Below are 24150 nucleotides of genomic sequence, written 5' to 3'. Positions count from 1 at the left end.
AGCAGCCCCGGCAATTGTCCTGATTACCGAGGAGGCACAGATGCACATTTCCCTGAACGGCAAGCGCGCCATCGTCAGCGGCTCCACCGCCGGCATCGGCCTGGCCATCGCCATCGGCCTGGCCGAGGCGGGGGCCGAAGTGGTCCTCAACGGTCGCACCCAGGCCCGGGTCGACGAAGCTCTCAAAGTTGTGCGCGAACGCCTGCCGCAGGCGCGCATCATCGGCATCGCTGCCGACCTGGGCACCCAGGCCGGTGCGCAGAAGTTGTTCAACCAAGTACCGCACACCGACATCCTGGTCAACAACCTGGGCATCTTCGAGCCCAAGCCGTTCTTCGAGATCGGGGATGAGGACTGGCAGCGTTTCTTCGACGTCAATGTGCTCAGCGCCGTTCGCCTGTCGCGCCACTATGCCCAAGGCATGGCCGAGCGCAAATGGGGGCGGGTGGTGTTCCTGTCCAGTGAGTCGGCGCTGCAGATCCCGACCGAGATGATTCATTACGGCATGACCAAGACTGCGTTGCTGGCGGTGTCGCGCGGGCTGGCCGAGACCCTGGCCGGCACCGGGGTGACGGTGAATTCGGTGCTGCCTGGGCCTACGCGTTCGGAAGGTGTGGGCGACTTCTTTGCCAAGCTGGCCGAGGAGCAGGGGGTGTCGACTGAAGAGCTGGAAGCCAACTTCCTGGCCGAGCACCGGCCGACCTCGCTGATCAAGCGGCTGGCGACGGTGGAGGAGGTGGCGAACATGGTGGTGTACCTGGCATCGATGCAGGCCAGTGCCACTACCGGGGCTGCCTTGCGGGTGGATGGCGGGGTGCTGCGTTCCATTGCCTGATTCGTTACTGCCTGTACCGGCCTCTTCGCGGGTAAACCCGCTCCCACAGGGATCGCACAGGACTCAAATTCTGTGGGTACCTGTGGGAGCGGGTTTACCCGCGAAGAGGCCAGCACAGACAACCAATCAATCAGAGCGGGCGCAGCAGGCCAAACCGCTTGCGCAACGCCCAATCCAGCACCCGCCGCGGCAGTAACCGGGCCATCAACGGCAACGCCGTACTGCCGTTCCCCAACCGCACCACCGCTGGCACCGGCGACTTCCCGACTGCTGCCAACACGCCCTGGGCAAACACCGCCGCCGAGGTCGGTTTGTCCTGCGAAGCTCGCGCCCGTGCCTGCACATGCTCGCGCAACGGCCACCACGCCGAATCCGTCGCCAGCACCTGCTCGGCCTGGCGCTGGGCATTGCTGGCGAACTGCGAGGCAATCGCTCCTGGCTGCACTTCCATTACCTGCACACCAAACGGCGCCAGTTCCAGGCGCAAGGCATCGCTCAGGGCATGCACGGCTGCTTTCGAGGCGCAGTAGGCGCCGGCGAACGGCGTGACCAGCACGCCTGATACGCTGCCGATGTTCACCACCAGGCCCCGTGAGCGGCGTAGCTGTGGGAACAATGCGCGGGTAACGCCGACCACGGCGAATACGTTGGTTTCGAACTGCTGGCGCAGGGCATCCACACCGCCATCGAGCAGCGGGCCCATGGCGCCGTAGCCGGCGTTGTTGATCAGGATATCGAGGTTTACCAGTTCCTCGGCCAGGCGGGCCAGCGCCTCGCTGTCGTTCACATCAAGTTGCCGGGCGGTGAAACCGGCGGCGTTCAGTTGCTCGACATCCTCAGGTTTGCGGGCGGTAGCCCAGACGTGGTGGCCGGCATCGCGGAAGGCGTCGGCCAGGGCGCGGCCGATGCCGCTGGAACAACCGGTGATCAGGACGGTGGGCATGGTTGGGGCCTGTTGTCAGGGAGGATTGGTTTTTCCTGTGCCGGCCTCTTCGCGGGTAAACCCGCTCCCACAGGTACCCCACAGAATTTGAGACCTGTGTAGTCCCTGTGGGAGCGGGTTTACCCGCGAAGAGGCCGGCACAGGCGATACATTAGTTGGCAAACGTACCTTGCAGATGCTCTGCCCGAAACTCCAGGGTCTGCGGCCTGTACCCGGAACGCAGTGGCGGCAGTGGCAGGCAGTCTTTCCACTCGGCCCCTGGCTGCAGTTCACCCGGCCCACGGTAGCGCGGGGCGTTGTAGGTGTTCTCCGCCAGGTTCACGGTATCGCCCGGAGCGTAAGCAGCCACTCGCCAGCGCAGCTCGGTCAGCGGCACGTCGTTGCCGTTCTTCATGCGCACCTGCAGGGCGCGGTCGGCGGGGCAGTGTTCGGGGGCGTAGGTCAGGCGCAGGTCCAGGCGGGCCAGTTGCGAGGTTTCGCGGGTGTCCTGCCAGACGACGAACAGGGCCACCAGGCCCAGGCCACAAACGGCAGCCAGCGAGATCGGCAGGGCCTTGGCCGGGTAGCGCAACAGCAGCACTAGCCAGGTGAGGATGAGGAAGGCACCGATGATCATGGGGCGGGCAGACCTTGGTTGCGCGGAGTCTGACCATCGTAGCCCGAAATGGGGAGTGGCTCAAAAAGCGGGGCCGCAAAGCGGCCCCAGGGGTTGCATTACTGCGCGATGGTCTTCACCGAAACACCACGCTCGATGGGTGTAGAGGTACGCCCGTACACATCCTCGAAGCGCTCGATGTCATCCTCGCCCAGGTAGCTGCCGGACTGCACTTCGATGATCTCCAGCGGGATCTTGCCCGGGTTGCGCAGGCGGTGCACCGAGGCGATCGGGATGTAGGTGGACTGGTTCTCGGTCAGCAGGAACACGTTCTCGTCACAGGTCACCTCGGCGGTGCCGGACACCACGATCCAGTGCTCGGCACGGTGGTGGTGCATCTGCAGCGACAAGCTGGCGCCCGGCTTGACGGTGATGTGCTTGACCTGGAAGCGGCCGCCCATGTCCACCGAGTCGTACGAGCCCCACGGGCGATACACTTCCAGGTGGTTCTGGGTTTCGCTGCGGCCCTGCTCGTCGAGGGTCTTGACCATCTGCTTGACGCCCTGGACCTTGTCCTTGTGGGCAATCATCATGGCGTCCTTGGTCTCGACCACCACGATGTTTTCCAGGCCGATCACCGACACCAGCTTGCCGTTGCCATGAATCATGCAGTTGTGGCTGTCCTGCACCACCACGTCGCCCTTGGTGACGTTGCCGTTGTCGTCCTTCTCGTGCACCTCCCACAGCGACGACCAGCAGCCCACGTCGCTCCAGCCGGCCGACATCGGCACCACGCAGGCGCGCTGGGTCTTTTCCATCACCGCGTAGTCGATGGAGTTGTCCGGGCAGCAGGCGAAGGTGGCTTCGTCGATGCTCAGTACATCACCGTCTTCCTGGCTGCGCTCCAGGGCCAGCACGCAGGTGTCGTAGATGTCGCCGTCGTGCTTTTTCAGCTCTTCGAGGAAGCGGCTGGCACGGAACAGGAACATGCCGCTGTTCCAGAAGTAGCCGCCGGCCTGGACGAACTCGGCGGCGCGTTTTTCGTCGGGCTTCTCGACGAACTGCGCCACGCGCGCCACGCCTTCAGGCAGCAGGGCGTCCTGGCTGGAACGGATGTAGCCGTAGCCGGTTTCCGGCTTGGTCGCCGGCACGCCGAACAGCACCATCTCGCCACGCTCGGCAGCCACGGTGGCCAGGGCCAGGGCGCGTTGCAGGGCCTTCTGGTCCTCGATCACGTGGTCGGCGGGCAGCACCAGCATCAGCTCGTCGCGGCCTTCGTTGACCAGTTTCATGGCAGCCATGGCCACGGCCGGCGCGGTGTTGCGGCCGAACGGTTCCATCAGGATGCCTTGGGTTTCCAGCTTCAGCGCGGCCAGTTGCTCCTGGACGATGAACTTGTGGTCCTTGTTGCAGACCACGATCGGTGTGTCCATGCCTTCGAACACCAGGCGCTCGAGGGTTTGCTGGAACAGGGTGTGTTCACTGGTCAGGGCCAGGAACTGCTTGGGGAACTGCTTGCGCGACAGAGGCCACAGACGGGAACCGCTACCACCAGAAAGAATTACCGGGATCATCATGTTTCTCCAATAGTCGTTGAGAGGCAGGGGAATCAGTTGCTAGCCACGGGGCGAGTTACCCACACCGGCGACAAGGCGTTGCCGGAACCCGTTACGTACAGCACTGCGGCTTCGCCGCGCTCCAGGGCGACGGGTTTGACGTCACCCACTTTCTTGTCTCCTTGGTACAGCGCCAGGTTGACCTTGACCGGGTTGATTTCGCGTTCGCCACGGCCGTTGGCGGCCACCGGCTTGACCACTTCGGTCTTGCCGTCGGCGGTCTTCAGGGTCAGTTGCTGGTCACTCAGGTTCTGCACGCGAACCAGGGCTTTCTGCTTGTTCTTGAACGGCGGCTCTTCGATCAGCTGCGGGTTGCCGCTGGCGCTGTTGACCAGGGTGTAGTACTTGTCCGCAGCCAGCTTGACCGGCACGCTCTTGCCGCCGACCTGGGCGGTGTAGTCACCCCCTGGCAGGAAGCTGAAGTCGCTGCTGGCCTGGGCGCCAACCTGCTTGATCTGGGTGTTGCCGACCGAGGCTGCAGCCGGTGCGCCGGAGGCGTTGTACAGGCGCACGAAGGTCGAGCCTTTCGGTGCGCTAGGGCCATACAGCGCGGCGTCGGCACCGGCGAAGGCCTGCATGGAGGCCAGGGACAGGCCGGCTGCGAGGGTGAGGGCTTTGGCAATGGAAGTCTTGGTAGTCATGTGTATGTTTCCTCTGATCAGTGGGTTGTCCGGGTGGACGACAAAGCCAGGTTTTCTTCGGATTTACGGGTGTTCTTCAGCTGGGCGATCCACTGTGGATCGAAGCTGCTGAGGTCGTTCTTCATTGGCAGATAACGTTCGGGGAATTCCCACACCACCACCTGGGGTGCGGCGTTCTTGAAGGCATCGCTTTGCAGGTACTTGAGCATCGGCAGTAGTGGGCCATGGCCGTCTTCGGCGTAGTTGGCCACGTCGCTGCGCAGGGCCTGCTGCAGCGCACCGAGGAAGTTCCAGTGCGGGTTGGCGCTGTAGCTGGTACCCACCAGCGCAACCGGGATCTGCGTGTCGGCGAACAGTGCGTCACCGGCTTCACCTTCGGCCTCGACCGGGCGAGTGGTGCGTTGCTGCAGGTTGTCCGGGGCTGGCAGCAGGTTGCTGAACAGCGGGTCCAGTGGCAGGAAGTTGGTCAGGTCGCCCTTGTATGGCGCGGTGCTGCCGGCTTCGGTGATGAACGCCTGCGGGTCGCCGTTGAGCAGGCTCTGGCGGTTGACCGCTTCGGCCAGTGCCTGCGCCGCCACTTCGGCGCCCATCGGCGTCCAGTGGGTGTCGGTGCGCAGGAACACCTGGCCGCGGGCCTTGGCCTGCTCCATGGGTGCCATCAGGTCCGGGGCGAACACGTTGGCCTGGCGTGCCTGGGCATGGAACTGGTTGTACAGGTCGTCATGCAGGCTGGTCGGCAGTTCCTTGCCCAGGTACTCGGCGTACACCCGCGCCTTGGCCGGCACGATCGCCAGCACCAGCTGGCTGCCGTGCTGCTGCAGGGTGTCGCGCACGCCACGGATCAGCGCCAGGTTTTCCTGCATCAGCTGCTCGGCACCGGCGGTGGGCTTGAACTCTTCGTCACTGAACAGCCACTGGTCGCGGCCCAGCACCACGCCGGGGCGGCCTTCGTTGAACAGCTTGAAGTCCATCGCCGCCCACAGGTTGGTACCCAGGCGCTTGATCGGGAACTGCTCGTCGTAGTGGGTCTCGGCGGCCTTCGCCAGCTTGCCGTTGAGCAGGGTCATCTGCTCGGTACGCTGGAAGCTTTGCAGGCCACTGGTGGACCAGACGCCCATGCCCACCAGCAGGCCGAGGAACGACAGCGAATAGGTAATGCGTAATGTCCGGGTCATGTCATCAACCTCAGAACTGGAAGTAAAGGAACGGCGAGTAGCTCTGCGCCGAAAGCTTGAGGATCGAGGCCACGAACAGCAGCAGCACCAGGGCGCGGGTCATCACCCGGGTCCAGTCCAGGCCGATCGAACCGTCGCTGTTGACCTCCACCGGGGTGGCCTTGGGCGTTGGCCTGGCGTTGCGGTAGAAGTCGCGCAGGCCGAAGAACGCCAGGGTGATGTAGGCGACCACCAGGGTGGCTACCTGCAGGCCGGTGAGCTGGGCACGGTTGAGTTCCGACAGCTGCCAGTCGCCGAAGCTGAACATGGCGCCGTACATGCGACCGGCCACTTCCAGGTTCTCGGCACGGAAGATCACCCAGCCGACCACCACCAGCAGGAAGGTGAATGCCCACTTCACCGGGTTGAAACGCTGCGGGTTGGTGTCGATGCCCAGCGCGCGCTCGATGGCCAGCCACATGCCGTGCCAGGCGCCCCAGATGATGTAGGTGAAGTTGGCGCCATGCCACAGGCCGCCCAGCAGCATGGTCAGGAACAGGTTGCGGTAGGTGTTGAACGTGCCTTTGCGGTTACCGCCCAGGGTGATGTACAGGTAGTCGCGCAGCCAGGTCGACAGGCTGATGTGCCAGCGCCGCCAGAACTCGGTGATCGACTGGCTGATGTACGGCTGCTTGAAGTTCTCCATGAAGCGGAAGCCCATCATCAGGCCCAGGCCGATGGCCATGTCGCTGTAGCCGCTGAAGTCGAAATACAGCTGCGCGGTGTAGGCCAGGGCGCCGAGCCAGGCATCGCCGGTGGTCGGGTTCTGCAGGGCGAAGCAGTGGTCGGCCACTACCGCCAGGGTATCGGCGATGAACACTTTCTTGATGAAGCCCTGCATGAAGCGGGTGCAGCCTTCGGAGAACTTGTCCAGGGTGTGGGTGCGGTTGTTGAACTGGTCGACCAGGTCCTTGAAGCGCAGCACGGGGCCGGCGATCAGGTGCGGGAAGATCGCCACGAACGCCGCGAAGTCGATCAGGTTGCGGGTGGCCGGGGTGTCGCCGCGGTACACGTCGATGATGTAGCTGATCGACTCGAAGATGTAGAACGAGATACCGATCGGCAGCAGCACGTGGGTGAGGATGAACGGCTCCAGGCCGAACGAGGAGATGATCGCGTTGAGGCTGTCGACGCCGAAGTTGGCGTACTTGAAGTAGCCGAGGATCGCCAGGTCGACACCGACGCCGAGCAGCAGCCAGCGCTGCGCGGGCTTGGTGCGCACACCGGCGGCGCCGACTTTCAGGCCGATCCAGTAGTTCCACAGGGTGACCCCGGCGAACAGGGCCAGGAAGTCCACCCGCCACCAGGCGTAGAAGATGTAGCTGGCGACCAGCAGCAGCAGGTTGCGATAACGTTGCCCGCTCAAGTAGTACAGGCCGAGGAAGATCGGCAAGAACAGGAACAGGAACACGTTGGACGAGAAGACCATCCCGGTTCTCCTTTTTGTTCACAGCATCCGGGGCAAAGCGCCCCCCAAACCCCCCAGTGCAAGACTGGAAGGCAACCTAGTACCTCTGTGGGAGCTGGCTTGCCGGCGATGCAAGGCGAAGCCTTGCCCAGCGGTAGACAGGGGCTGCTACGCAGCCCATCGCCGGCAAGCCGGCTCCCACAGGTGCCACCCCCACATTGGGGTGTGTTACTTCTTGCTCTCTGCGCTCGGGTCGTAGACCCGGGTCAGGTCGCCGCCCAGCCGGAAGCTGTTGAACGGCTGCATACCGCGCTTGCGTTGCAGGGTGTCGCCACTGCACGCATACAGGCTGCAGTAGGGCTCCATCCATGAGTACTTGCTGTCGATCTTCAGGTCTTTCATGTCCTGTTTCTCGCCATTGCGGGCCTTGAACTCGCTGGGGTCCTTCGACCCGTTCAACACCCGCTGCGCCAGGCGCTGCAGGGCGTTGTTGTTCTCGCCGCGCACATCCACGCCATTGACCTGAGCGAAGCTGGCGATCATCGCCAGCGGCGGCAGGGCGTAGTTGTGGTAAGCCAGGGCGCGTTGCTTGCGCTTCAGTTCGTTGGGCAGGAAGCCCTGCTCGTCGACCTGGTTGGCGCCAACCCGGTATTCCTTCACGGCCCAGTCGAACAGGTCGCGACGGTCGGTGGCCACGGCGCTGGCCATTACCGCCCAGGCTGCCCAGTAGCTGTGGTTGTTGATCTTCTCCAGTGGCAGGTCGCTCCAGTCGCGCACGGTCTGCTCGGCCATGCGGGCGAACCATTTTTCGATCAGCTCGGCCTCGGCCTGGTGCGCGGCCAGCGGCTGCGAATTGGAGAATTTCAGGCGCAGCCACGAACCGCTCATGCTGCCCAGCGCCCATTTGCGCATCGACTTGCCGGTGTGGTTGTAGTCGGTGGACATCAGCGCATCGGCGCGGGCCCATTCGCCCAGCCAGGCCAAGGTGCAGTCGAGCTGCGCCGGGCGGCCGTCACGCATGTACTGGCCGATCATCTTGCTCACGCCTTTCTCAAGGGTGGTGATGTCTTCGGTGGACTTGCGAAAGGCCTTTTCCGAGTCGGCATTGAGCGTTGCCCGCGCCTTGTCCGAGCCTTCGTACTTGCTGCGGAACTGCAGGGCACCGGTGTATGGCTTGGGGGCAGCCTCGCAGCGGAAGTTGCCGTCGCCGGTCTTGAGCTTTTCGATCCCCTCGTAGTAACCCTGGGGCGGTACCAGCGCGGCGTGCGCGGCACCGCCGCACAACGCCAGGGCAAGCAGGGCGGGGCGGGAAATTCGCTTGAACGGGATCATGGTCGCCTCACTGGCCGGCCTGCGCGGTCTGCGCGGGCACGGCGAAGTTGTTGCGTTTGCAGAGCTTGGCTTCGACCTTCTGGGTACCGCTTTCCGGCCCCTGCACCTCGAACGCCAGCAGGCTCTGGCTGGCCCAGTCCTCGTCTTCGCGCATCTGGAAGACGAAGCGGCCGTCGGTGTCGGAGGTTTCCGGTTTTTCCAGCTTGATGTCCTCGTGGCGGCCGTTGAGGTACCAGAGGGTGGCCTGCAGCACCTTCACCGACGGGTCTTCGAACTTGACGTCCATCTGCATGTTGCGGTTGATCAGGTCTTTGATCACGCCGCCCTTGCCGTTGACCATCAGCTCGTTCTTGCCGGGCTTGAGGGTGGCGCTGGCGCTCATCAGGGCCGGGCGGTCATCGCAGCCGTCGTCGAGCAGGCCAAGGATTTGCCGCCAGATGGTTTCCTGGTCCAGGCGATACAGCGGGGAGAATTCCCAAATCAGGATCTTCGGCGGGTTCTTCTGGAATTCCTCGCTACCCAGGTACTGGATCATCGAACCTTCCAGGCCACCGCCAGGGAAGGCCACGTTGAGCACGTCGGCGCCGATGTACTGCTCGAGGAAGCCGGAGAAGTTGTAGTTCTTGCCACTGTGGCTGGTGCCGACCAGGGTGATCTGCGCGTTGCCGCCGTCACCGAACAGGTCGTCGCCGCCGCCGGTGGAGCCTTTCGGCTCGGTGGCGAACTGGTCCATGTACTGGACGGCGTAGCTGGTGCCGCACAGCTGGCCGGCCACGTTATGCAGGGTGCCGGTCTTGCCCATGCGCCCGGACTTTTTCGTTTCGAATTCCTTGCGCGGGATGCCTTCGAAGGCCGGCATCTTGTGCACGGTATCGGCCACGATCTTGGCCGCGCGCTCGGCGCCGTAAGGCGTCCAGTGCTGGTCGCCGCGGAAGTAGAAGTCCTTGCCCTGGTCGGCAGCGGCCAGCTGTTCGTTGGTCAGCGGCGACAGGTCGGGCACGTTGTAGCCCATGCTGGCAAAGCGCTTGAGCATGGCCTGGTAGTTGCCCAGGGCCTTCTGGTAGTCGAAGGCAGCCTTTTCCGCCGGGTTGAGCATGTTGCGGTTCACCAGGCCACGGGTCGGTTGATACACCACCACCAGTTCCACGCCGCGCTTCTTGAACGCGTCGTGCACTTGCTGCAGGCGCTTGTAGCCGGCCGGGGTGGTATTGAACTCGGTGCGCAGGTCTTCGCGGGTACGGAACAGCCAGTCGCCCTGGGCCTGCACCAGCGTGGTGAAGTTCTGCTGGTAACGGGTGGTGTAGCGGCTGGCGTCATGCGCTTCAGGGCACAGCTGGCAGCAAGGCTCGGCGCTGAAGGTAGGGGCCTTGACGTCTTCGGCGCGCACGCCCTGGCTGATCGCCAGGAGGGCAGCGGACAGGCCCAGCAGTTTCATCAGATGTGGAGTCATGGTCTGGGCTTCCTTAATCGATCATTTCGGTCTGGCGTTCGACCGGGTCGATCAGCACAGCCTTTTGCTGGCGTACCAGCAGGTCGAGGATTTCGTCCTGGCGTTCGCCCAGTACGCCGTTGAGGCTGATGCCGCTGGCCTTGCGCGGGGCGAGCATGGACACCTTGTACAGCTCGACCGACAGCGGCGAGTCGATCGACAGTGGCCCGGAGCCGTTGGCCGCCAGTTCGCCACCGACCAGGATCAGCGACACCTTGGTGTCGAACGGGTCGAGGGCGATGTCGCGGTCGGTGTTGGACAGGTCCTTGATGTGGCCGTATACGCCGACCAGGCCGTTGGCCATGGCCACGTTTTCGTATAGGCGGATGTTCACGCTGTTACGCACGCGGATGCCGTGGCGGCGGTTGTTGATCAGCTTGTTGCCCCAGATCAGGTTGTCGCCACTTTCGTACAGGGTGATGCCGTCGGTGTGGTTGCGGTAGATCTCGTTGTAGGCGATCAGGTTGTTGACGCTGTTACGGTCGATCACTACGCCCGAGAGCTTGTTGTCGAAGCTCTTGTTGTTGATGATCCAGCTGTCGTTTACCTCACGCGAAACGATGATGCCGTGCTTCTTCTTGGTGCCGTACACCGTGTTGCCGGCGATGATCAGCCGGTGCGAGCGGTCGTGCGGGTCGATGCCGTAGACGATGTTGTCGCGGTAGGTGCTGTCCTTGACCACGAAGTCCTGGGTCTCGTAGCAGTAGAAGCCGTACCACATGTCGCTGAACTCGGAGCCGATGATCCAGCCGGTGGGTTCCGGGCGGCCCATGCGCTTGGCCATGTTCGGCGTGTACTGCGAGATGCTCACGCCGTACGACTTGGACTTGGCGTAGCCGAAGCTGGCCATTTTCGTATTGACGATGTAGGTCTCGGTGCCGCCCCACGACAGCAGGAACGGGCGGAATTCCTTGGGCGAGCGGAAGGTCGCCGGGCCGTTTTCCTTTTCCCGCCAGCCGGTCACCTGGGTGTCGGTGACGAACAGCTTGCCGTCGTTGACCAGGAACGAACCGCCTTCCTGGGACAGGCGCAGCTGCTTGACCTTGCCGTCGATCTCGAGGATGCCCTTCTGCCCGACCACGATCGGCAGGCGCGCCAGGTACACACCCGGCTCGACTTCGCTGAGGTACTGCTTGGGTACCTTCTTGCTCAGCTCGACCAGGTCGACATGGCCGTCATCGACGAAGATCGCCTGCGGAATGCCATGCTGGCGCTGGACCCACTCGGCCGCCTTGTTGTCGCCGCCGACGAATTCCTTGAGGGTATCCTCCTGGAACATGCGGCGCAGGCTGACCTTGCCCTTGTGGCGGCGGTCGATTTTCTTCTGCACCGCTTCGGCGGTGTAGCCGGTCAGGTCGGGCAGCTTCGGCGGGTCCATGTGCAGCGGCTCGATCGGCGCGCTGGAGACCGTGTAGGTCTTGGCCTGCTGCAGTTCCTTGGCGATCACCTGGGGCTCTGCGGCAGCCACCAGGCCGCTGGCCAGCAGCAAGGCGCTGGCCAACAGGCTGTGACGTAAGTGCGGGTGAAGGTTCATAACGGTAAGTCCTCTACCGGCCTCAGAAGCGCCAGATCACATCGACGAAGGCGCGGTGCATGTACGAGTCCGCTTCCTTGCCGTAGGCATCGCCCGGTTTGAACACGCCGGCACGCAGGCGCACCAGGGCAGATGGCTCGTCGATTGCCTGGCTCATCGAAGCCGGCAGCAGGCCTTGCTTGAAGTACTTGGTCACGACCACGTCCATTTCCTGGCCAAGGTCTTTTTCGCCGTCGACCAGCGGGCGGTTCACACCGTTGTCGTTGACCACTGCGTTGATGCCGCTGGAACCGATGTTCTGGTTGCCATCGACACGCCAGAACTTGTGGTAGATGAAGCTGGCGTCGTAGTCGTCGCGCAGCTGCCAGGAGGCGAACAGGGTGGCCGCCTGCAGGTTGCCCAGCTCGCCACGGAAGGCTTCACCGAAGCGGTGCACGCGCGAACGGGTACCGGTGTAGTTGGAGCGGTTGCTCTCGAGGCCGGTCTGCTCGTAGTTGCTCGAACCGTCGTCGCCACCACCGCCGCTGCCACGGGCGTAGGCCGCACCGACCTGCCATTGCGGGTCGAGGCGCAGGCGGATGCCGAGGTCGGTGGCCCAGGCGTTGACATCACCGCTCTGCTTGCCGGTGGCCACGGTTTCGTCACCGACGACCTGGCTGCTGAGGGTGTCGCGATCACCGGTCAGCCAGGTGACGCTGCCCCAGTAGTTGACGGTGTGGTCGTTGCGCCAGTTGTAGGCGTCGCTGTTGGCTTCCAGGCCCAGCCAGGTGAGGTCGCCGGTGCGGGTCTTGTCCAGCGCATCGACGGCTTCGCCCGGGTTCTTCAGGCTGCCGCCGTCGTGGGTGTGGTGGGCGCGTACGCCGACCCAGTGGCCAGGGGTCCACTGCGTGGCGACGTTGCCGTAGAGGTGCGTGCGGTCCTTGTCTTCCGGGGCCAGCTCTGTGAGGTCGGTGCGGTATTCGCTGAAGCGCTGGGCCACGCCCAGGTCGGCCTTGAGCAGGGTGGTGTCGAAGGTCCAGTTCAGCGCTTCGATGTTGGTGTCACGCCACATGCCATCGTCGCTGCGCAGGCGCTGGCGACCGAAACGCAGCTGTTCGCCAGGGTAGGCGGTGAGGCCGCTGTAGCCGACCCAGAATTCGCGCATGGCCAGGTAGCTCTTGTCCTGTTCACGGCCGTCGGCAGCGGTGTCGGTGCTGGTGCCGTCGTCGTTCTGGCGCAGGGTGTCGGTTTCGATGGTGTCGGTCGCGGTGACGGCCTGGCCCATGGCATAGGCGCTCCAGTTGCCACGCTCTCCATATACCCAAGGGCGCAGATCAAGACCGAGGCCGTTGACGTCGCCGCCGGAGCGGGTGCCCAGGTCACGGTCGTCTTCCGACTGGCCGGTGATTTTCACATCCAGGCCGAAGTTCTTTTCAGCGGTCATTTCCGCCAGGGTCGGGCAGGACCACAGCAGGGCGAAGCTCAGGCCGATGCCAGCTTTCACGAAGGGATTGAGCGTCATAGCGAGTCCTCACCGGTTACTTCTTTTTCGTCGTCTTGCAGGGCTTCGATGGCCAGGGTGCTGTTGGCGCCCTGGCTCATGCTGCCGCGCGCCTGCTTTTCTTGTGCCAGCAGTTGCTGGGCCTGGCTGCGCTGGTCAGGCGTAAGTTGCTGGTCGAGTTGCTGCAGCAATTCAGCGGACTGCGGCGACGGGTTGGCCTGGGCCAGCTGGGCGAATACCCAGGCGTTGCCCGGTTGCGGGCGAATGCCGTGGCCTTCGCTGAACAGCTGGGCCAGGGCATAGTCGGCGCTGTTCTGCCCACCACGGGCGGCGGCCAGCAGGTGGTCGACGGCCTTTTGTGGCTCGACATTGCCCAGGTAGCCGCGGCGGTACAGCTGGCCCAGGTAGTAATGGGCGCTGACTTCGCCGGCGTCGGCGGCAGCCTGCAGGTGTTGTTCGGCTTTGGCCGCGTCCGCAGGCACGGTCTTGCCTTCGTAGTACAGGCGGCCCAGCAACAGTTCGGCGCGTGGCTGTTCGGCTTCGCGGCCCTTGTCGATGTAGGCCATCAGCTGGTCGGTATCGCCCAGCTCGGGGAAGTCGTACATCAGTTGCGCCAGGCTGACCCAGGACGCCGGGTTGGCTGGGGCTACCTGCTCGAGCAGGTCCTTGGCGGTTTTCTCGTCGGTCTGGCCGAGGCTGCGGTCAGCCAGTACCCGGGCAACGCTGTCGACCCGGGTGGCCGGTACTGCGCCGCGGGCGTAGGCAGCCTTGAGCTGGCCGAGCAGGGCAGCCTGCTGGTCCGCCTGGCCGCGCTTCTGGTACACGGTGGCCAGTTCGACGTAGCAGATGTCGGTGGTGTTCAGCGCGGCCTTGCAGATTTTCTCCACTTCGCCCAGGTGCTGGTCGTAGGTGCCCTGGGTGCGGTACAGCAGCACCTGGGCCAGGCCCGCTTCCGGGTTGCCGGCGGCGCGCCACTGGTCGATCTGCTGCTGCGCGTTGACCTTGGGGAAGCTCTGCGGGTAGCTCAGGTAGAGCATCGCCAGCGGGATCAGGGTGTTGCTTTCGCCCTGCTTGGCGGCTTGCTTGAGCAAGGTTTCGGCTTCTTCGCGCTCGGCCTGGGTGCTGTCGGGCTTGGCCACCAGCAGGCGGCCAAGGCGCGCCTGGGCACGCGGCGAGATGGCGGCCGCGGCACGGTAGGTGGCCTCGGCTTCCTTGATTTTCGCCGGGTCGCGGGTGGCGACCTTGATATCGGCCAGGCCCACTTGCGCTTCGCTGTAGCCCAGGTCGGCCAGCGCCTTGTAGTTGCGCTCGGCCAGTGCCGTGTCACCGCGCTTCATGGCTTCGTTGGCCAGGCGCTGGTCGGGCAGGCCCGCACAGCCGGCCAGGGTGATGGCAGCAGCCAGGGCACACAGGCCCAGGCTGGCGCTTTTCTTGTGGGGAATCATGTCGTGATCCTCTTACAGCCCACGGGCCATGGCTTTGTCGATCAGCCAGTTCAGCGATGGGCCACGGTCGCTGTTGACCGAAGCCGGGCGACCGGCGAGTTCGGCGGGCAGGGCGCTGTCGGGCTTGATCTGCACGCGGATGTCGGCGGCCAGGTCTTCGCTATTGAGGCTGGCGCTGCTGACGATCTGGCCGGTGCGTACTTCGTCTTCGCCGGCTACCTGGAAGTTGACCCGGGTACCTGGCTTGACCTCGTCGAACTGGCGGTAGGTGAAGCGCGCCTCGATCATCGGGTTGGTGGTGCGCGGGATCAGCTGGAAGATCGGCTGGCCCTTGGCGGCGTACTGGCCGTTGTCCACGAGCTGGCGGGCAACCACGCAATCACACGGGCTGGTGAGGGTGCCGGACAGCTGCTTGCCGAACAGTTCCTCGATCTTCGCCGGCTCCAGCTGTGCGTCTTCCAGGTTGCCCTTGAGCATGTCCAGCATGCTGGTGGTGAAGCTGGCCAGTGGCGCGCCCTTGGCGATCTGCCCACCGCTTTCGACCAGGCTGTTCACGGTGCCGTCACGCGGCATGGTGACGTTGGTGGTGGGTACCGCGACCACGCCGGCTTCGGCATGGCTGACGAAGTACATGCCGTACAGCGACTTGGCGATGAAACCGAAGGCGGCGACACCGACCACGAACACGCCGAGGGTGACGGTAACCGCCTTGAGGCGGCCGAAGGCGCTCAGGCCGGCACCGCCGTCCTTCTGCTTGCGCGCCTTGGTGAAGTTGTCGCGCTGCAAGGTGCTGAGCACATCGCCGGCAGTGATCAGCTCACCCGACAGGTGCGAGGTGATGATGTGGCGCAGCGTGGCGATATCGCGGGGCTCGAGGTTCTGGAACTGGGCGCCGGTACGGCCACTGCCCGGGTTGTAGGAGCGCACCTGGAACTCGATGTCCATCGACAGGCCGAGGTTGTCGACCGTGAACTGCAGCCGCCCGCGGAGCACGTCGCCAACCGACAGTGGTTGCTTGGTGTGGAAGCTCAGGCCACCGGCGGAGAGGTCGTCGACCTTCACATCGTGGGCCTGGCGCTGAGGGTCGAGGAACCGCAGCTTGGCGGGGATGCGTACCCGGGCATGCTGGCGCTGGGCTTCGGACTCATGCACGACGTTGACGTTCACGGCGGTATTCATGTGGTTTGTTCCTGTTAGTTCCGATCCGGGTTGGGCTCACACGACCATGAACAGCACAGCAACGAAGATGCTGGCAGCCGAGAAGGTCATGGTCCGCGAGGACCAGGTGTTGAACCATTGTTGAAAGCTGGCGAGGTCACGCTTGAGGGCAGTGGGCTGACGCGTCCAGGACTGCTTGTCGAGGCGGAAGAACACGTAGATCTTCATCAGCGCGCCGACGATCTGGTTGTAATAGAGAATCAGCGGGTAGGCCGGGCCGACGTTGTGGCCGGAGCACAGCAGCATGATGGTGAGGATCAGGCGGGTGATGCCGATCCACAGCAGGTACACCAGCAGGAAGCCCAGGCCGAACTTGAGGCTGGCGATCACCGCCACGGTCAGGCCCAGCAGGCTGGTCCACATCGACACGCGCTGGTCGAACAGCACGATGCTGGTGAACAGCCCCAGGCGGCGCAGGCCCAGGCCAAGCGCGCGGGAGTTCTGCCGCAGGTTGTTGCCGTACCAGCGGTACATCAGCTTGCGGCTGGCCTTGAGGAAACTCTTCTCCGGCGGGTGCTCGACCGTGTTGATGGCGGCGTCCGGCACGTAGAAGGTGTCGTAGCCCAGGCGCATCAGGCTGAACCAGCTGGACTTGTCGTCACCGGTGAGGAACTTGAAGCGGCCCAGGCGCCAGTGCATCAGCGAGTCGCTTTCGACGTCGGCGATGAACTCGGGGTTGGTCACCACGCTGGCGCGGAACATCGACATGCGCCCGGTCATGGTCAGCACGCGTTTGGACAGGGCCATCGAGCACATGTTGATGTGGCGCTGGGCAAAGCGCAGCTTGTGCCACTCGCTCATGATGTAGCCGCCACGCACTTCGCAGAACTCGTTGGTGGTCAGGCCGCCGACGTTGGGGAACAGCTTGAACCACGGCACGGTCTTGCGTACCACGCCATCGCCCAGCACGGTGTCGCCGTCGATCACCGCCACCACGGCGTTCTCGTCCGGCAGCATGCGCGAGATCGCACGGAAACCGTAGGCCAGGCCGTCACGCTTGCCGGTACCGGCGATGCGCACGATGTCCAGTTTCACGTGGGCTGGCGGGTTGTATTTGGCCCACAGGCTTTTCACCAGCAGTTCGTCCGACATCTCCACCAGCGAGCAGACCACGGTGGTGGGGAAGCCACAGTTGATCGCCTCGCGGATCACCGAGCTGTACACCTGGGCGGTGGTGAGTGCTTCGATGCGAAAGCTGGTCACCATCAGGTACACGTGGGACGGGTCGGCGTCCTTGCCCATCTTCTGCACCTTGCGGCGCAGGTACGGGTACACGCCGTAGAGGAAGATCATGCCGCGGATGAAATGGGTGGCGCCCATGGAATAGCGCCAGATGCCGACTGCGCCGACCAGGAAGATGAAGTGCTTCGACTGCGAGTCGAAGATATCGGCTGGCAGGGCCAGGGCGATCAGCATGAGCAGACTCATGTAGAGCAGCCAACCGGCGCACTGCAACAGCACTGTCTGGATCCTTTGCATGTTCAGCATCCGTCGAGAATTCGGGAAAAGGTGGGCAGCGGGGGTGGGGAGGCCCCCGCTGCCCGGCCAGCACTTACCAGCAGATGCCTTCGGTACGGCTGGTGGCGCAGGTCGGTTTGCTCATGAAGCCGACCAGGTCGATCACGTGCTTGCCGGCCGGCGCTTGCTGCGCCAGTGCACGGAACTGCTCGTCACGGTTGCCCAGGACGATGATGTCGGCGTTGTCGATCACCTTCTGGAAGTCGGCGTTGAGCAGCGACGACACGTGCGGGATCTTCGACTCGATGTAGTCCTTGTTGGCGCCGTGGACGCGGGCGTACTGGACGTTCTCGTCGTAGATGTCCAGCTGGTAGCCCTTGCCGATCAGGCGTTCGGCCAGTTCCACCAGCGGGCTTTCACGCAGGTCGTCGGTGCCGGCCTTGAAGCTCAGGCCGAGCAGGGCGACCTTGCGCTTGTCGTGGGCTTCGATCAGTTCGAAGGCGTTCTGCACCTGCGATTCGTTGCTGCGCATCAGCGAGTCGAGCAGCGGTGCGCGTACATCGAGGCTGGCGGCGCGATAGGTGAGGGCGCGTACGTCCTTGGGCAGGCACGAGCCGCCGAAGGCGAAGCCAGGGCGCATGTAGTACTGGGACAGGTTCAGCACTTTGTCCTGGCAGACCACGTCCATCACGTCACGGCCATCCACGCCTACGGCCTTGGCAATGTTGCCGATCTCGTTGGCGAAGGTGACCTTGGTGGCGTGCCACACGTTGCAGGTGTACTTGATCATCTCGGCCACTTCGATCGGCTTGCGGATGATCGGTGCGTCGAGCTCTTCGTACAGGGCCTGCAGGATGTCGCCGCTGGCGGTGTCCAATTCGCCGATGACGGTCATCGGTGGCTGGTCGTAGTCCTTGATCGCGGTGCTTTCACGCAGGAATTCGGGGTTGACCGCGACGCCGAAGTCGACGCCGGCTTTCTTGCCCGAGCAGTCTTCGAGGATCGGGATCACCACGTTCTTCACGGTACCCGGCAGCACTGTGCTGCGTACCACGATGGTGTGGCGGCGCTCGCTGTCACGCAGCACGTAGCCGATTTCGCGGCACACCGACTCGATGTACTCGAGGCCCAGGTCGCCGTTCTTCTTGCTTGGGGTACCCACGCAGATCATCGATACGTCGCTGGCACGGATGGCTTCGGCGAAATCGGTAGTACCGCGCAGGCGGCCGTTGGCGATGCCCTGTTGCAGCAGTGCTTCCAGGCCAGGCTCGACGATGGGCGACTTGCCCTGATTGATCAGGTCGATCTTGGTGCTGGACACGTCCACACCGATCACTTCATGGCCTCGCGCCGTCAGGCAGCCTGCACAGACTGCACCCACATAACCCAAACCAAAGATGCTGATACGCATCGCTATCACCTCATGTGTTTATCACGCCGGCGCCTCCGGAGAGAGCCGGACTGGGTTGATTAACAACAGTTTTCGGGCGCACGGATCCATGGCGAAATGCACACTTCGCCGAGCGCAGGCAAAATAAATCCGGAGCGCAAAAAGTTATGCACTCAAATGTGGCAGTAAAAAGCCATTAATTAAAAAACGTGCCCTGGAATGCAGCCGTCTTTACTGCAAGGCGCTACATGGCGCTTTGCTGTGCTTGTTTTTTCAAGTGGAAAAATCCTTTGAAATCAACCACTAGGACGAATTGAAAGGGACGCGTCTCTCCTGCATGGACAGGGTCTTCGGGGGTTGCCCGTCATACCTGTCGAAGTTGTTGGGGCTGGTAGTGGATACCTGCCGTTGTCATCTGTAAGTCATCTCTCACAGCCCGGGGGCAGGAAAATCGTTACGGCACTATGAGCGATTCGTCGTAGCAGAAGTTCCGGGGTGGGTTCGGCGTGGATGAAAGATTTCTAAATATTTTTTCAGTGGCAGACAATTTCAATCTGATAGCACGCGGGTGTTTTGCCCCTATATATAAAGGGCGAAACTGTTGCGAGATATTTTTATGCCAGCATCGAAAAATATTTTGAAAAATTCGTCAAAAAAGCTACGAACGGTCTTATGGCGTTTGGCTATAAGTCGCGGCCTGTCGATTTTTTGGCGTCGGATTTGTGGCGTGATGGCGATATGAAGTGTGCCCTGTTGCAGGGCAGGGGAGTGCATAATGGCTGCTGGCCTCTTCGCGGCTAAAGCCGCTCCCACAGGTTTTGCACTGATCTTGAGTTCAGTGGGGTACCTGTGGGAGCGGCTTTAGCCGCGAAGGGGGCGTGACAGGATCACTCGGAAGGATGATCCCGCAGGAACACCAGGTGGTCCGGCTTCGACTGTTCGGCACTGTAGTAGTACCCCTGCACATCGAACTGCTTGAGCTGCTCCGGGTCGCTGATGCGCTGCTGGATGACGAAGCGGCTCATCATGCCGCGGGCTTTCTTGGCGTAGAAGCTGATGATCTTGTACTGGCCGTTCTTCAGGTCCTTGAAGTCGACGTTGATCACCCGGGCCTTCAGCGCGCTGCGTTTCACCGCGCTGAAATACTCGTTGCTGGCCAGGTTCAGCAGCACGTCATCGCCCTGTTCGGCCAGGGCCTGGTTCAGCCATTCGCTGATGCGCGTGCCCCAGAAGGCGTACAGGTCCTTGCCGCGGGCGTTGGCCAGCTTGGTGCCCATTTCCAGGCGGTAGGGTTGCATCAGGTCGAGCGGGCGCAGCAGGCCATACAGGCCCGAAAGCATGCGCAAGTGCTGCTGGGCGTAGCTGAAATCGTCCTCGCCCAGGCTTTCGGCGTCGAGGCCGGTATACACGTCACCCTTGAACGCCAGCAGCGCCTGCTTGGCATTGGCCGGGGTGAAGTCCGGGGTCCAGCTGCCGAAGCGCGCGGCATTCAGGCCGGCGAGCTTGTCGGACAGGTGCATCAGTTCGCTGATCTGCGCCGGCGACAGGTCGCGCAGCTGCTGGATCAGCTCCTGGGAGTCGTCCAGGTACTGGGGCAGGGTGAAACGCTCGGTCACCGGCGGGGTGTCGTAGTCGAGGGTCTTGGCGGGGGAAATCACCGTCAGCATCGGGTCGGCTCCTGGCATCGTTGGCCGGGAATTCTACGGGCTGGACGGTGCAAGTCCAAACTATGGCGACGATAGTCACAGACCATGGCCGGTGCAGAGGCTATAGTGCGCGTTTCGCCGTTGCGGAGCCTTCAACCGTGCGTATTGCCTCTGCCTTGCTGGCCGCTCTGCTGAGCCTGGCCGTGCAAGCCGCCCCTTCACCCCAGGTGAGCCTGGATCGCAGCCTGTGGCCCGAACAGCTGGACAGCCCGGCGTTGTTCGATGTGGCCTCGCGGGCCGAGATCCTCTCGTTCGCCCAGGTGCTGCACGAAAGCGAACTGCTGGACGACGCGGCGCTGGCGGCACGCTTGGGGCTACGGCAGGTCAACCTGCAGAAGGTGCGCCTGGTGCGGGCGCGCATGTGGCAGCGGTTGTGGGAAGGTTATCAACAGGCGCAGCGCAGTTGCGAGCAGGATGCGTCGTTCTGCTACCCGGTGACGTCGATGGCGGAGTTGCGTACGCAAGCGGCGACGTTCGCTGCCGATGTCGGCACTTTCTACACCGATTGGATCGAGCCGAGCCACCAGTTCCATGTGCGCTACCTGGACGAACAGCTGCGCAAGGCGGCGTTGCTGCCGCAGACCAGCAGCGAGGTGGAGCGGCTGTCCTCACGCGAGCGCAATGGGGATGAACTGAACGACCGCATGTTCCTGCTGACCTTCGTCGGCGGGCCCGGGCCGGATGGCGGCAGTACCGACCTGCTGGCTGATTACCTGCGCCGGCAAAAGCTTGAAGGCACGTTCTTCGTGCTCGGCAACCGCCTGCAGCAACGGCGCGACGCCGGGGCGGCAGATGCCTTGCGCCAGCTCTATGGCGGGCAGTGCGTGGGAATACAGGGTTGGGAGTACCGCTCCCATGCGCAGTGGACAGGCTGGCAGGACTCGCTGCGGCGTAGCCAGGCGCGGGTGCAGGCCGACCTGCCGGAGCAGTATGTGCCGTTGTTCCGGCCGCCTTACGGGCAGCGTCGGGCCGATGGCGAGGCGTTCATGGCCAGCCAGCAGTTGCAGGTATCGTTGTGGGACATCGATGCCCAGGATGATGGCGCACTGAGCGCCGAGGCCTCTGCCCAGCGGGTGCTGACCTTGATGCTGCTGTGGCGCAAGGGGGTGATCCAGTTCCATGACAGCCTGCCCAAGGCGCAGCCGGCGGTGGAGTGGTTGTTGCGCAATACGGCGCAGAGCGGGATTGGTTGGGAAGATTGCCAAGCTTATGGCTTGAGGGGGTAGGGGGGCCGCTTTGCGGCCCATCGCGACGCAAGGCCGCTCCTACAAGGTCACGCGATGCCTGTAGGAGCGGCCTTGTGTCGCGATCGGGGTGCGAAGCGCCCCTCAGCAATGCCAGCCTGATTTTTGACTGTAGTCCTCACGCGCCCCCTCGCCAACCCCTGTTCGTCATTTGGAAAAATAAACTTCACCTGCACGTAAAAAGACTTTTTTTAGTCATCATTTTTGCGGTATGAAGAAACCAGACAGCCGATACCTGCAGCACAGGTGGCGTCATCCAGGCCCACCTAGCCAGGTTCGCTTCCCGCCCGTAACAACGCGGATACGGGGACAGCGGCAGTCACTCTGCGGCGTAACAGACCACGCCGTGTGGCTTCGACATAAGGTGACCGAGTATGGATGACCAAGGACGCAACCCTTCCTCCAGCAAGCCTATCCTGTATGTGCTCGATACCAACGTCCTGATTCACGACCCCAACGCGTTACTGAACTTCGAGGAGCACCATGTCGCCATCCCGATGACGGTGCTGGAGGAACTCGACAAGCTCAAGACCGGCAAACAGACCATCGCCGCCGAATGCCGCCAGGCCATTCGGCTGATCGACCAGACCCTTGGTGACGCCTCGCCCAGCGATGTCGAGCAGGGCGTGCCGATCCAGCGTGGCAAGAGCGGGCCCAAGGGCTTCCTGTCCATCCTGATGACTCCGCGCAACGAGCCGAACAAGCTGCTGCCGGAAAACCTCAACGACAACATCATCATCAACCAGTTGCTCGAAGTACGGGCCCGGCGCACCGACCTGGACGTTGTGCTGGTCACCAAAGACATCAACATGCGCCTGAAGGCGCGTGCCTGTGGCATCGCGGCCGAGGACTACAGCACCGACCAGCTGGTCGATGACGTGTCCTTGCTGTCCAAGGGCTACCATTCGGTCACCGGCTCGTTCTGGGACCGGGTGAGCAAGGTCGATACCCGCCAGGAGCGTGGCCGCACCTGGCACCGCGTGCAATTGATCGACAACCTGCCGGCGGTTCACGTCAATGAGTTCATCATCGATGAACAGGGCTTCGTCGGCTGGATCAAGGGTATCCGCAACGATGAGCTGCTGTTGCTCGACCTGCACCAGGAACCGCTGCTGCACCAGGAAGCCTGGGGCCTGAAGCCGCGTGACATCCACCAGAGCCTGGCGCTGTTCGCCCTGCTCGACCCGGATATCCACCTGGTCAACCTGACCGGCGCCGCCGGTTCCGGCAAGACCATCCTGGCCCTGGCCGCGGCCATCGAACAGACCATGGTCAGCAAGCGCTACCGGCGCATCATCGCCACCCGCAGCGTGCAGGGGCTGGACCAGGAGATCGGCTTCCTGCCGGGCACCGAGGCCGAGAAGATGGAACCCTGGCTGGGCGCCATCACCGACAACCTCGAAGCCTTGCACATGGATGACGAGAGCACCCATGGCAGCGTCGAGTACATCCTCGAGCGCGTGCCGTTGCAGTTCAAGTCGCTGAACTACATCCGTGGCCGTAGCTTCCAGCAGAGCCTGATCCTGATCGACGAGTGCCAGAACCTGACGCCGCACCAGATGAAAACCATCATCACCCGTGCCGGCTCGGGGTCCAAGGTGGTCTGCCTGGGCAACCTGGCGCAGATCGATACTCCCTACCTGTCCGCGACCAGCTCGGGCCTGACCTACCTGACCGAGCGCTTCAAGGACTTCCCCCATGGCGTGCACATCACCCTGCAGGGCGTGCCACGCTCGGTGCTGGCCGAGTACGCCGAGTCGCATCTGTAACCCTCTTCGCCGGGCGGTTCGCCGCCCGGCCTTCTCGCGGGCACGGTTGACGCACCCCTCTGCTCAAACCTGACTCACAGGTTTACACTGCAAGTTCCCTTCACAGGAGCAGAGCAGTGCTGACACATCTTGATTCCCAGGGGCGGGCCAACATGGTCGACGTCACTGAAAAGGCCGTGACCGAGCGCGAGGCCACCGCCGAGGCGCGGGTGCGCATGTTGCCGCAGACCTTGCAGATGATCGTCGACGGTGAACACCCCAAGGGCGACGTGTTCGCCGTGGCGCGCATTGCCGGGATCCAGGCGGCGAAGAAGACCAGCGACCTGATCCCGCTGTGCCACCCGTTGATGCTGACCAGCGTCAAGGTCGAGCTCAGCGCCGAGGGGCAGGACGCCGTGCGTATCGTCGCCCGCTGCAAGCTGGCCGGGCAGACCGGCGTGGAGATGGAGGCGCTGACCGCCGCCAGCGTTGCCGCGCTGACGATCTATGACATGTGCAAGGCTGTGGATAAAGGTATGGTCATCGAGCAGGTGCGCCTGCTGGAAAAACTCGGCGGCAAGAGCGGCCACTACAAGGTGGAGGCGTGATGAAGGTCAAGGTGATGTACTTCGCCCGTTACCGCGAACTGCTGGGCGTGGATGCCGAGCGGGTGGAGGGTGCGTTCAAGGTGCTCGACGATGTGCGCCAGGCCTTGGTGGCCAAGGGCGGGCAGTACGAAGTGCTGGCCGAGCAGAACCTGATGTGTGCGCGCAACGAAGAACTGTGCAAGCTCGATGAGCCGCTGGAAGAGGGCGATGAAGTGGCATTCTTCCCGCCGGTGACCGGAGGCTGAA

20 protein-coding genes are annotated in these 24150 nt (G+C 63.3%); 5 read left to right on the top strand and 15 right to left on the bottom strand.

Annotated features, from left to right (window positions below):
* Positions 1 to 40: 40 nt before the first annotated feature.
* Positions 41 to 835: an SDR family NAD(P)-dependent oxidoreductase gene (locus tag CAG46_RS07400; RefSeq protein WP_025340590.1), complete on the top strand. Its 795-nt coding sequence runs from the start codon at positions 41 to 43 to the stop codon at positions 833 to 835.
* 130 nt (positions 836 to 965) lie between these two features.
* Here the strand turns inward: CAG46_RS07400 and CAG46_RS07395 are convergent, their stop codons facing one another.
* The 15 genes from CAG46_RS07395 to yaaA form a co-directional block, all read right to left on the bottom strand.
* The gene (locus CAG46_RS07395) at positions 966 to 1778 is read right to left on the bottom strand and encodes an SDR family oxidoreductase (RefSeq protein WP_061552458.1); all 813 of its coding nucleotides are present in this window, start codon (positions 1776 to 1778) and stop codon (positions 966 to 968) included.
* A 151-nt stretch (positions 1779 to 1929) separates the two neighbouring features.
* The gene (locus CAG46_RS07390) at positions 1930 to 2394 is read right to left on the bottom strand and encodes a hypothetical protein (RefSeq protein ID WP_015271749.1); all 465 of its coding nucleotides are present in this window, start codon (positions 2392 to 2394) and stop codon (positions 1930 to 1932) included.
* A gap of 98 nt (positions 2395 to 2492) precedes the next feature.
* Positions 2493 to 3947 (bottom strand): mannose-1-phosphate guanylyltransferase/mannose-6-phosphate isomerase, encoded by a 1455-nt coding sequence (locus tag CAG46_RS07385; protein ID WP_025340588.1) that lies wholly within the window; start codon positions 3945 to 3947, stop codon positions 2493 to 2495.
* A 35-nt stretch (positions 3948 to 3982) separates the two neighbouring features.
* Positions 3983 to 4630 (bottom strand): alginate O-acetyltransferase AlgF, encoded by a 648-nt coding sequence (locus CAG46_RS07380; protein WP_075046290.1) that lies wholly within the window; start codon positions 4628 to 4630, stop codon positions 3983 to 3985.
* A 17-nt stretch (positions 4631 to 4647) separates the two neighbouring features.
* Entirely contained in the window at positions 4648 to 5805 is a 1158-nt protein-coding gene (locus tag CAG46_RS07375) for an alginate O-acetyltransferase (RefSeq protein ID WP_085614311.1), read from the bottom strand.
* A 10-nt stretch (positions 5806 to 5815) separates the two neighbouring features.
* Entirely contained in the window at positions 5816 to 7273 is a 1458-nt protein-coding gene (locus CAG46_RS07370) for an MBOAT family protein (protein ID WP_013974157.1), read from the bottom strand.
* 207 nt (positions 7274 to 7480) lie between these two features.
* Positions 7481 to 8584: a mannuronate-specific alginate lyase gene (locus CAG46_RS07365; protein WP_085614310.1), complete on the bottom strand. Its 1104-nt coding sequence runs from the start codon at positions 8582 to 8584 to the stop codon at positions 7481 to 7483.
* A gap of 7 nt (positions 8585 to 8591) precedes the next feature.
* Entirely contained in the window at positions 8592 to 10034 is a 1443-nt protein-coding gene (locus CAG46_RS07360) for an alginate O-acetyltransferase (protein ID WP_025340584.1), read from the bottom strand.
* Between the two features lie 13 nt (positions 10035 to 10047).
* On the bottom strand, positions 10048 to 11607 hold the full coding sequence (algG, locus tag CAG46_RS07355; protein ID WP_085614309.1) for a mannuronan 5-epimerase AlgG: 1560 nt from the start codon (positions 11605 to 11607) through the stop codon (positions 10048 to 10050).
* A gap of 22 nt (positions 11608 to 11629) precedes the next feature.
* Entirely contained in the window at positions 11630 to 13108 is a 1479-nt protein-coding gene (locus CAG46_RS07350) for an alginate export family protein (protein ID WP_085614308.1), read from the bottom strand.
* The gene (algK, locus tag CAG46_RS07345; protein ID WP_075046285.1) at positions 13105 to 14532 is read right to left on the bottom strand and encodes an alginate biosynthesis TPR repeat lipoprotein AlgK; all 1428 of its coding nucleotides are present in this window, start codon (positions 14530 to 14532) and stop codon (positions 13105 to 13107) included. Before algK ends, CAG46_RS07350 begins: the two co-directional genes overlap by 4 nt.
* A gap of 12 nt (positions 14533 to 14544) precedes the next feature.
* Positions 14545 to 15711: an alginate biosynthesis protein Alg44 gene (locus CAG46_RS07340; protein WP_025340581.1), complete on the bottom strand. Its 1167-nt coding sequence runs from the start codon at positions 15709 to 15711 to the stop codon at positions 14545 to 14547.
* Positions 15712 to 15747: 36 nt separating this feature from the next.
* The gene (locus CAG46_RS07335) at positions 15748 to 17229 is read right to left on the bottom strand and encodes a glycosyltransferase family 2 protein (protein WP_085614376.1); all 1482 of its coding nucleotides are present in this window, start codon (positions 17227 to 17229) and stop codon (positions 15748 to 15750) included.
* Between the two features lie 73 nt (positions 17230 to 17302).
* A complete protein-coding gene (locus tag CAG46_RS07330; protein WP_085592165.1) occupies positions 17303 to 18619 on the bottom strand; it encodes a nucleotide sugar dehydrogenase in 1317 nt (438 codons plus the stop codon).
* Positions 18620 to 19485: 866 nt separating this feature from the next.
* Positions 19486 to 20265, bottom strand: a complete 780-nt coding sequence (gene yaaA / locus CAG46_RS07325) for a peroxide stress protein YaaA (protein WP_061552453.1) — start codon at positions 20263 to 20265, stop codon at positions 19486 to 19488.
* Between the two features lie 137 nt (positions 20266 to 20402).
* Here yaaA and CAG46_RS07320 point away from each other — a divergent pair, with 137 nt between their 5' ends.
* From CAG46_RS07320 to moaD, 4 genes are all read left to right on the top strand, one after another.
* Complete coding sequence (locus CAG46_RS07320; RefSeq protein ID WP_085614307.1) at positions 20403 to 21530, top strand: polysaccharide deacetylase family protein; 1128 nt, start codon at positions 20403 to 20405, stop codon at positions 21528 to 21530.
* A 392-nt stretch (positions 21531 to 21922) separates the two neighbouring features.
* Positions 21923 to 23317, top strand: a complete 1395-nt coding sequence (locus CAG46_RS07315) for a PhoH family protein (RefSeq protein ID WP_013974146.1) — start codon at positions 21923 to 21925, stop codon at positions 23315 to 23317.
* A 116-nt stretch (positions 23318 to 23433) separates the two neighbouring features.
* On the top strand, positions 23434 to 23904 hold the full coding sequence (gene moaC / locus CAG46_RS07310; RefSeq protein WP_003251775.1) for a cyclic pyranopterin monophosphate synthase MoaC: 471 nt from the start codon (positions 23434 to 23436) through the stop codon (positions 23902 to 23904).
* Positions 23904 to 24149: a molybdopterin converting factor subunit 1 gene (gene moaD / locus CAG46_RS07305; protein WP_003251777.1), complete on the top strand. Its 246-nt coding sequence runs from the start codon at positions 23904 to 23906 to the stop codon at positions 24147 to 24149. The genes moaC and moaD overlap by 1 nt, the downstream gene beginning before the upstream one ends.
* The last annotated feature ends 1 nt before the right edge of the window (position 24150 follow it).

This window comes from Pseudomonas sp. B23(2017), assembly GCF_002113725.1.
Lineage (GTDB): Bacteria > Pseudomonadota > Gammaproteobacteria > Pseudomonadales > Pseudomonadaceae > Aquipseudomonas > Aquipseudomonas putida_Z.
The sequence above is the reverse complement of the archived record's forward strand: the minus strand, read 5'-3'. Positions and strand labels throughout refer to the sequence as shown.

Coding starts and splice junctions, on each gene's coding strand:
- CAG46_RS07400 (WP_025340590.1), top strand. CDS start 41: ATGCACATTTCCCTGAACGGCAAGCGCGCCATCGTCAGCGGCTCCACC.
- CAG46_RS07395 (WP_061552458.1), bottom strand. CDS start 1,778: ATGCCCACCGTCCTGATCACCGGTTGTTCCAGCGGCATCGGCCGCGCC.
- CAG46_RS07390 (WP_015271749.1), bottom strand. CDS start 2,394: ATGATCATCGGTGCCTTCCTCATCCTCACCTGGCTAGTGCTGCTGTTG.
- CAG46_RS07385 (WP_025340588.1), bottom strand. CDS start 3,947: ATGATCCCGGTAATTCTTTCTGGTGGTAGCGGTTCCCGTCTGTGGCCT.
- CAG46_RS07380 (WP_075046290.1), bottom strand. CDS start 4,630: ATGACTACCAAGACTTCCATTGCCAAAGCCCTCACCCTCGCAGCCGGC.
- CAG46_RS07375 (WP_085614311.1), bottom strand. CDS start 5,805: ATGACCCGGACATTACGCATTACCTATTCGCTGTCGTTCCTCGGCCTG.
- CAG46_RS07370 (WP_013974157.1), bottom strand. CDS start 7,273: ATGGTCTTCTCGTCCAACGTGTTCCTGTTCCTGTTCTTGCCGATCTTC.
- CAG46_RS07365 (WP_085614310.1), bottom strand. CDS start 8,584: ATGATCCCGTTCAAGCGAATTTCCCGCCCCGCCCTGCTTGCCCTGGCG.
- CAG46_RS07360 (WP_025340584.1), bottom strand. CDS start 10,034: ATGACTCCACATCTGATGAAACTGCTGGGCCTGTCCGCTGCCCTCCTG.
- algG (WP_085614309.1), bottom strand. CDS start 11,607: ATGAACCTTCACCCGCACTTACGTCACAGCCTGTTGGCCAGCGCCTTG.
- CAG46_RS07350 (WP_085614308.1), bottom strand. CDS start 13,108: ATGACGCTCAATCCCTTCGTGAAAGCTGGCATCGGCCTGAGCTTCGCC.
- algK (WP_075046285.1), bottom strand. CDS start 14,532: ATGATTCCCCACAAGAAAAGCGCCAGCCTGGGCCTGTGTGCCCTGGCT.
- CAG46_RS07340 (WP_025340581.1), bottom strand. CDS start 15,711: ATGAATACCGCCGTGAACGTCAACGTCGTGCATGAGTCCGAAGCCCAG.
- CAG46_RS07335 (WP_085614376.1), bottom strand. CDS start 17,229: ATGCAAAGGATCCAGACAGTGCTGTTGCAGTGCGCCGGTTGGCTGCTC.
- CAG46_RS07330 (WP_085592165.1), bottom strand. CDS start 18,619: ATGCGTATCAGCATCTTTGGTTTGGGTTATGTGGGTGCAGTCTGTGCA.
- yaaA (WP_061552453.1), bottom strand. CDS start 20,265: ATGCTGACGGTGATTTCCCCCGCCAAGACCCTCGACTACGACACCCCG.
- CAG46_RS07315 (WP_013974146.1), top strand. CDS start 21,923: ATGGATGACCAAGGACGCAACCCTTCCTCCAGCAAGCCTATCCTGTAT.
- moaD (WP_003251777.1), top strand. CDS start 23,904: ATGAAGGTCAAGGTGATGTACTTCGCCCGTTACCGCGAACTGCTGGGC.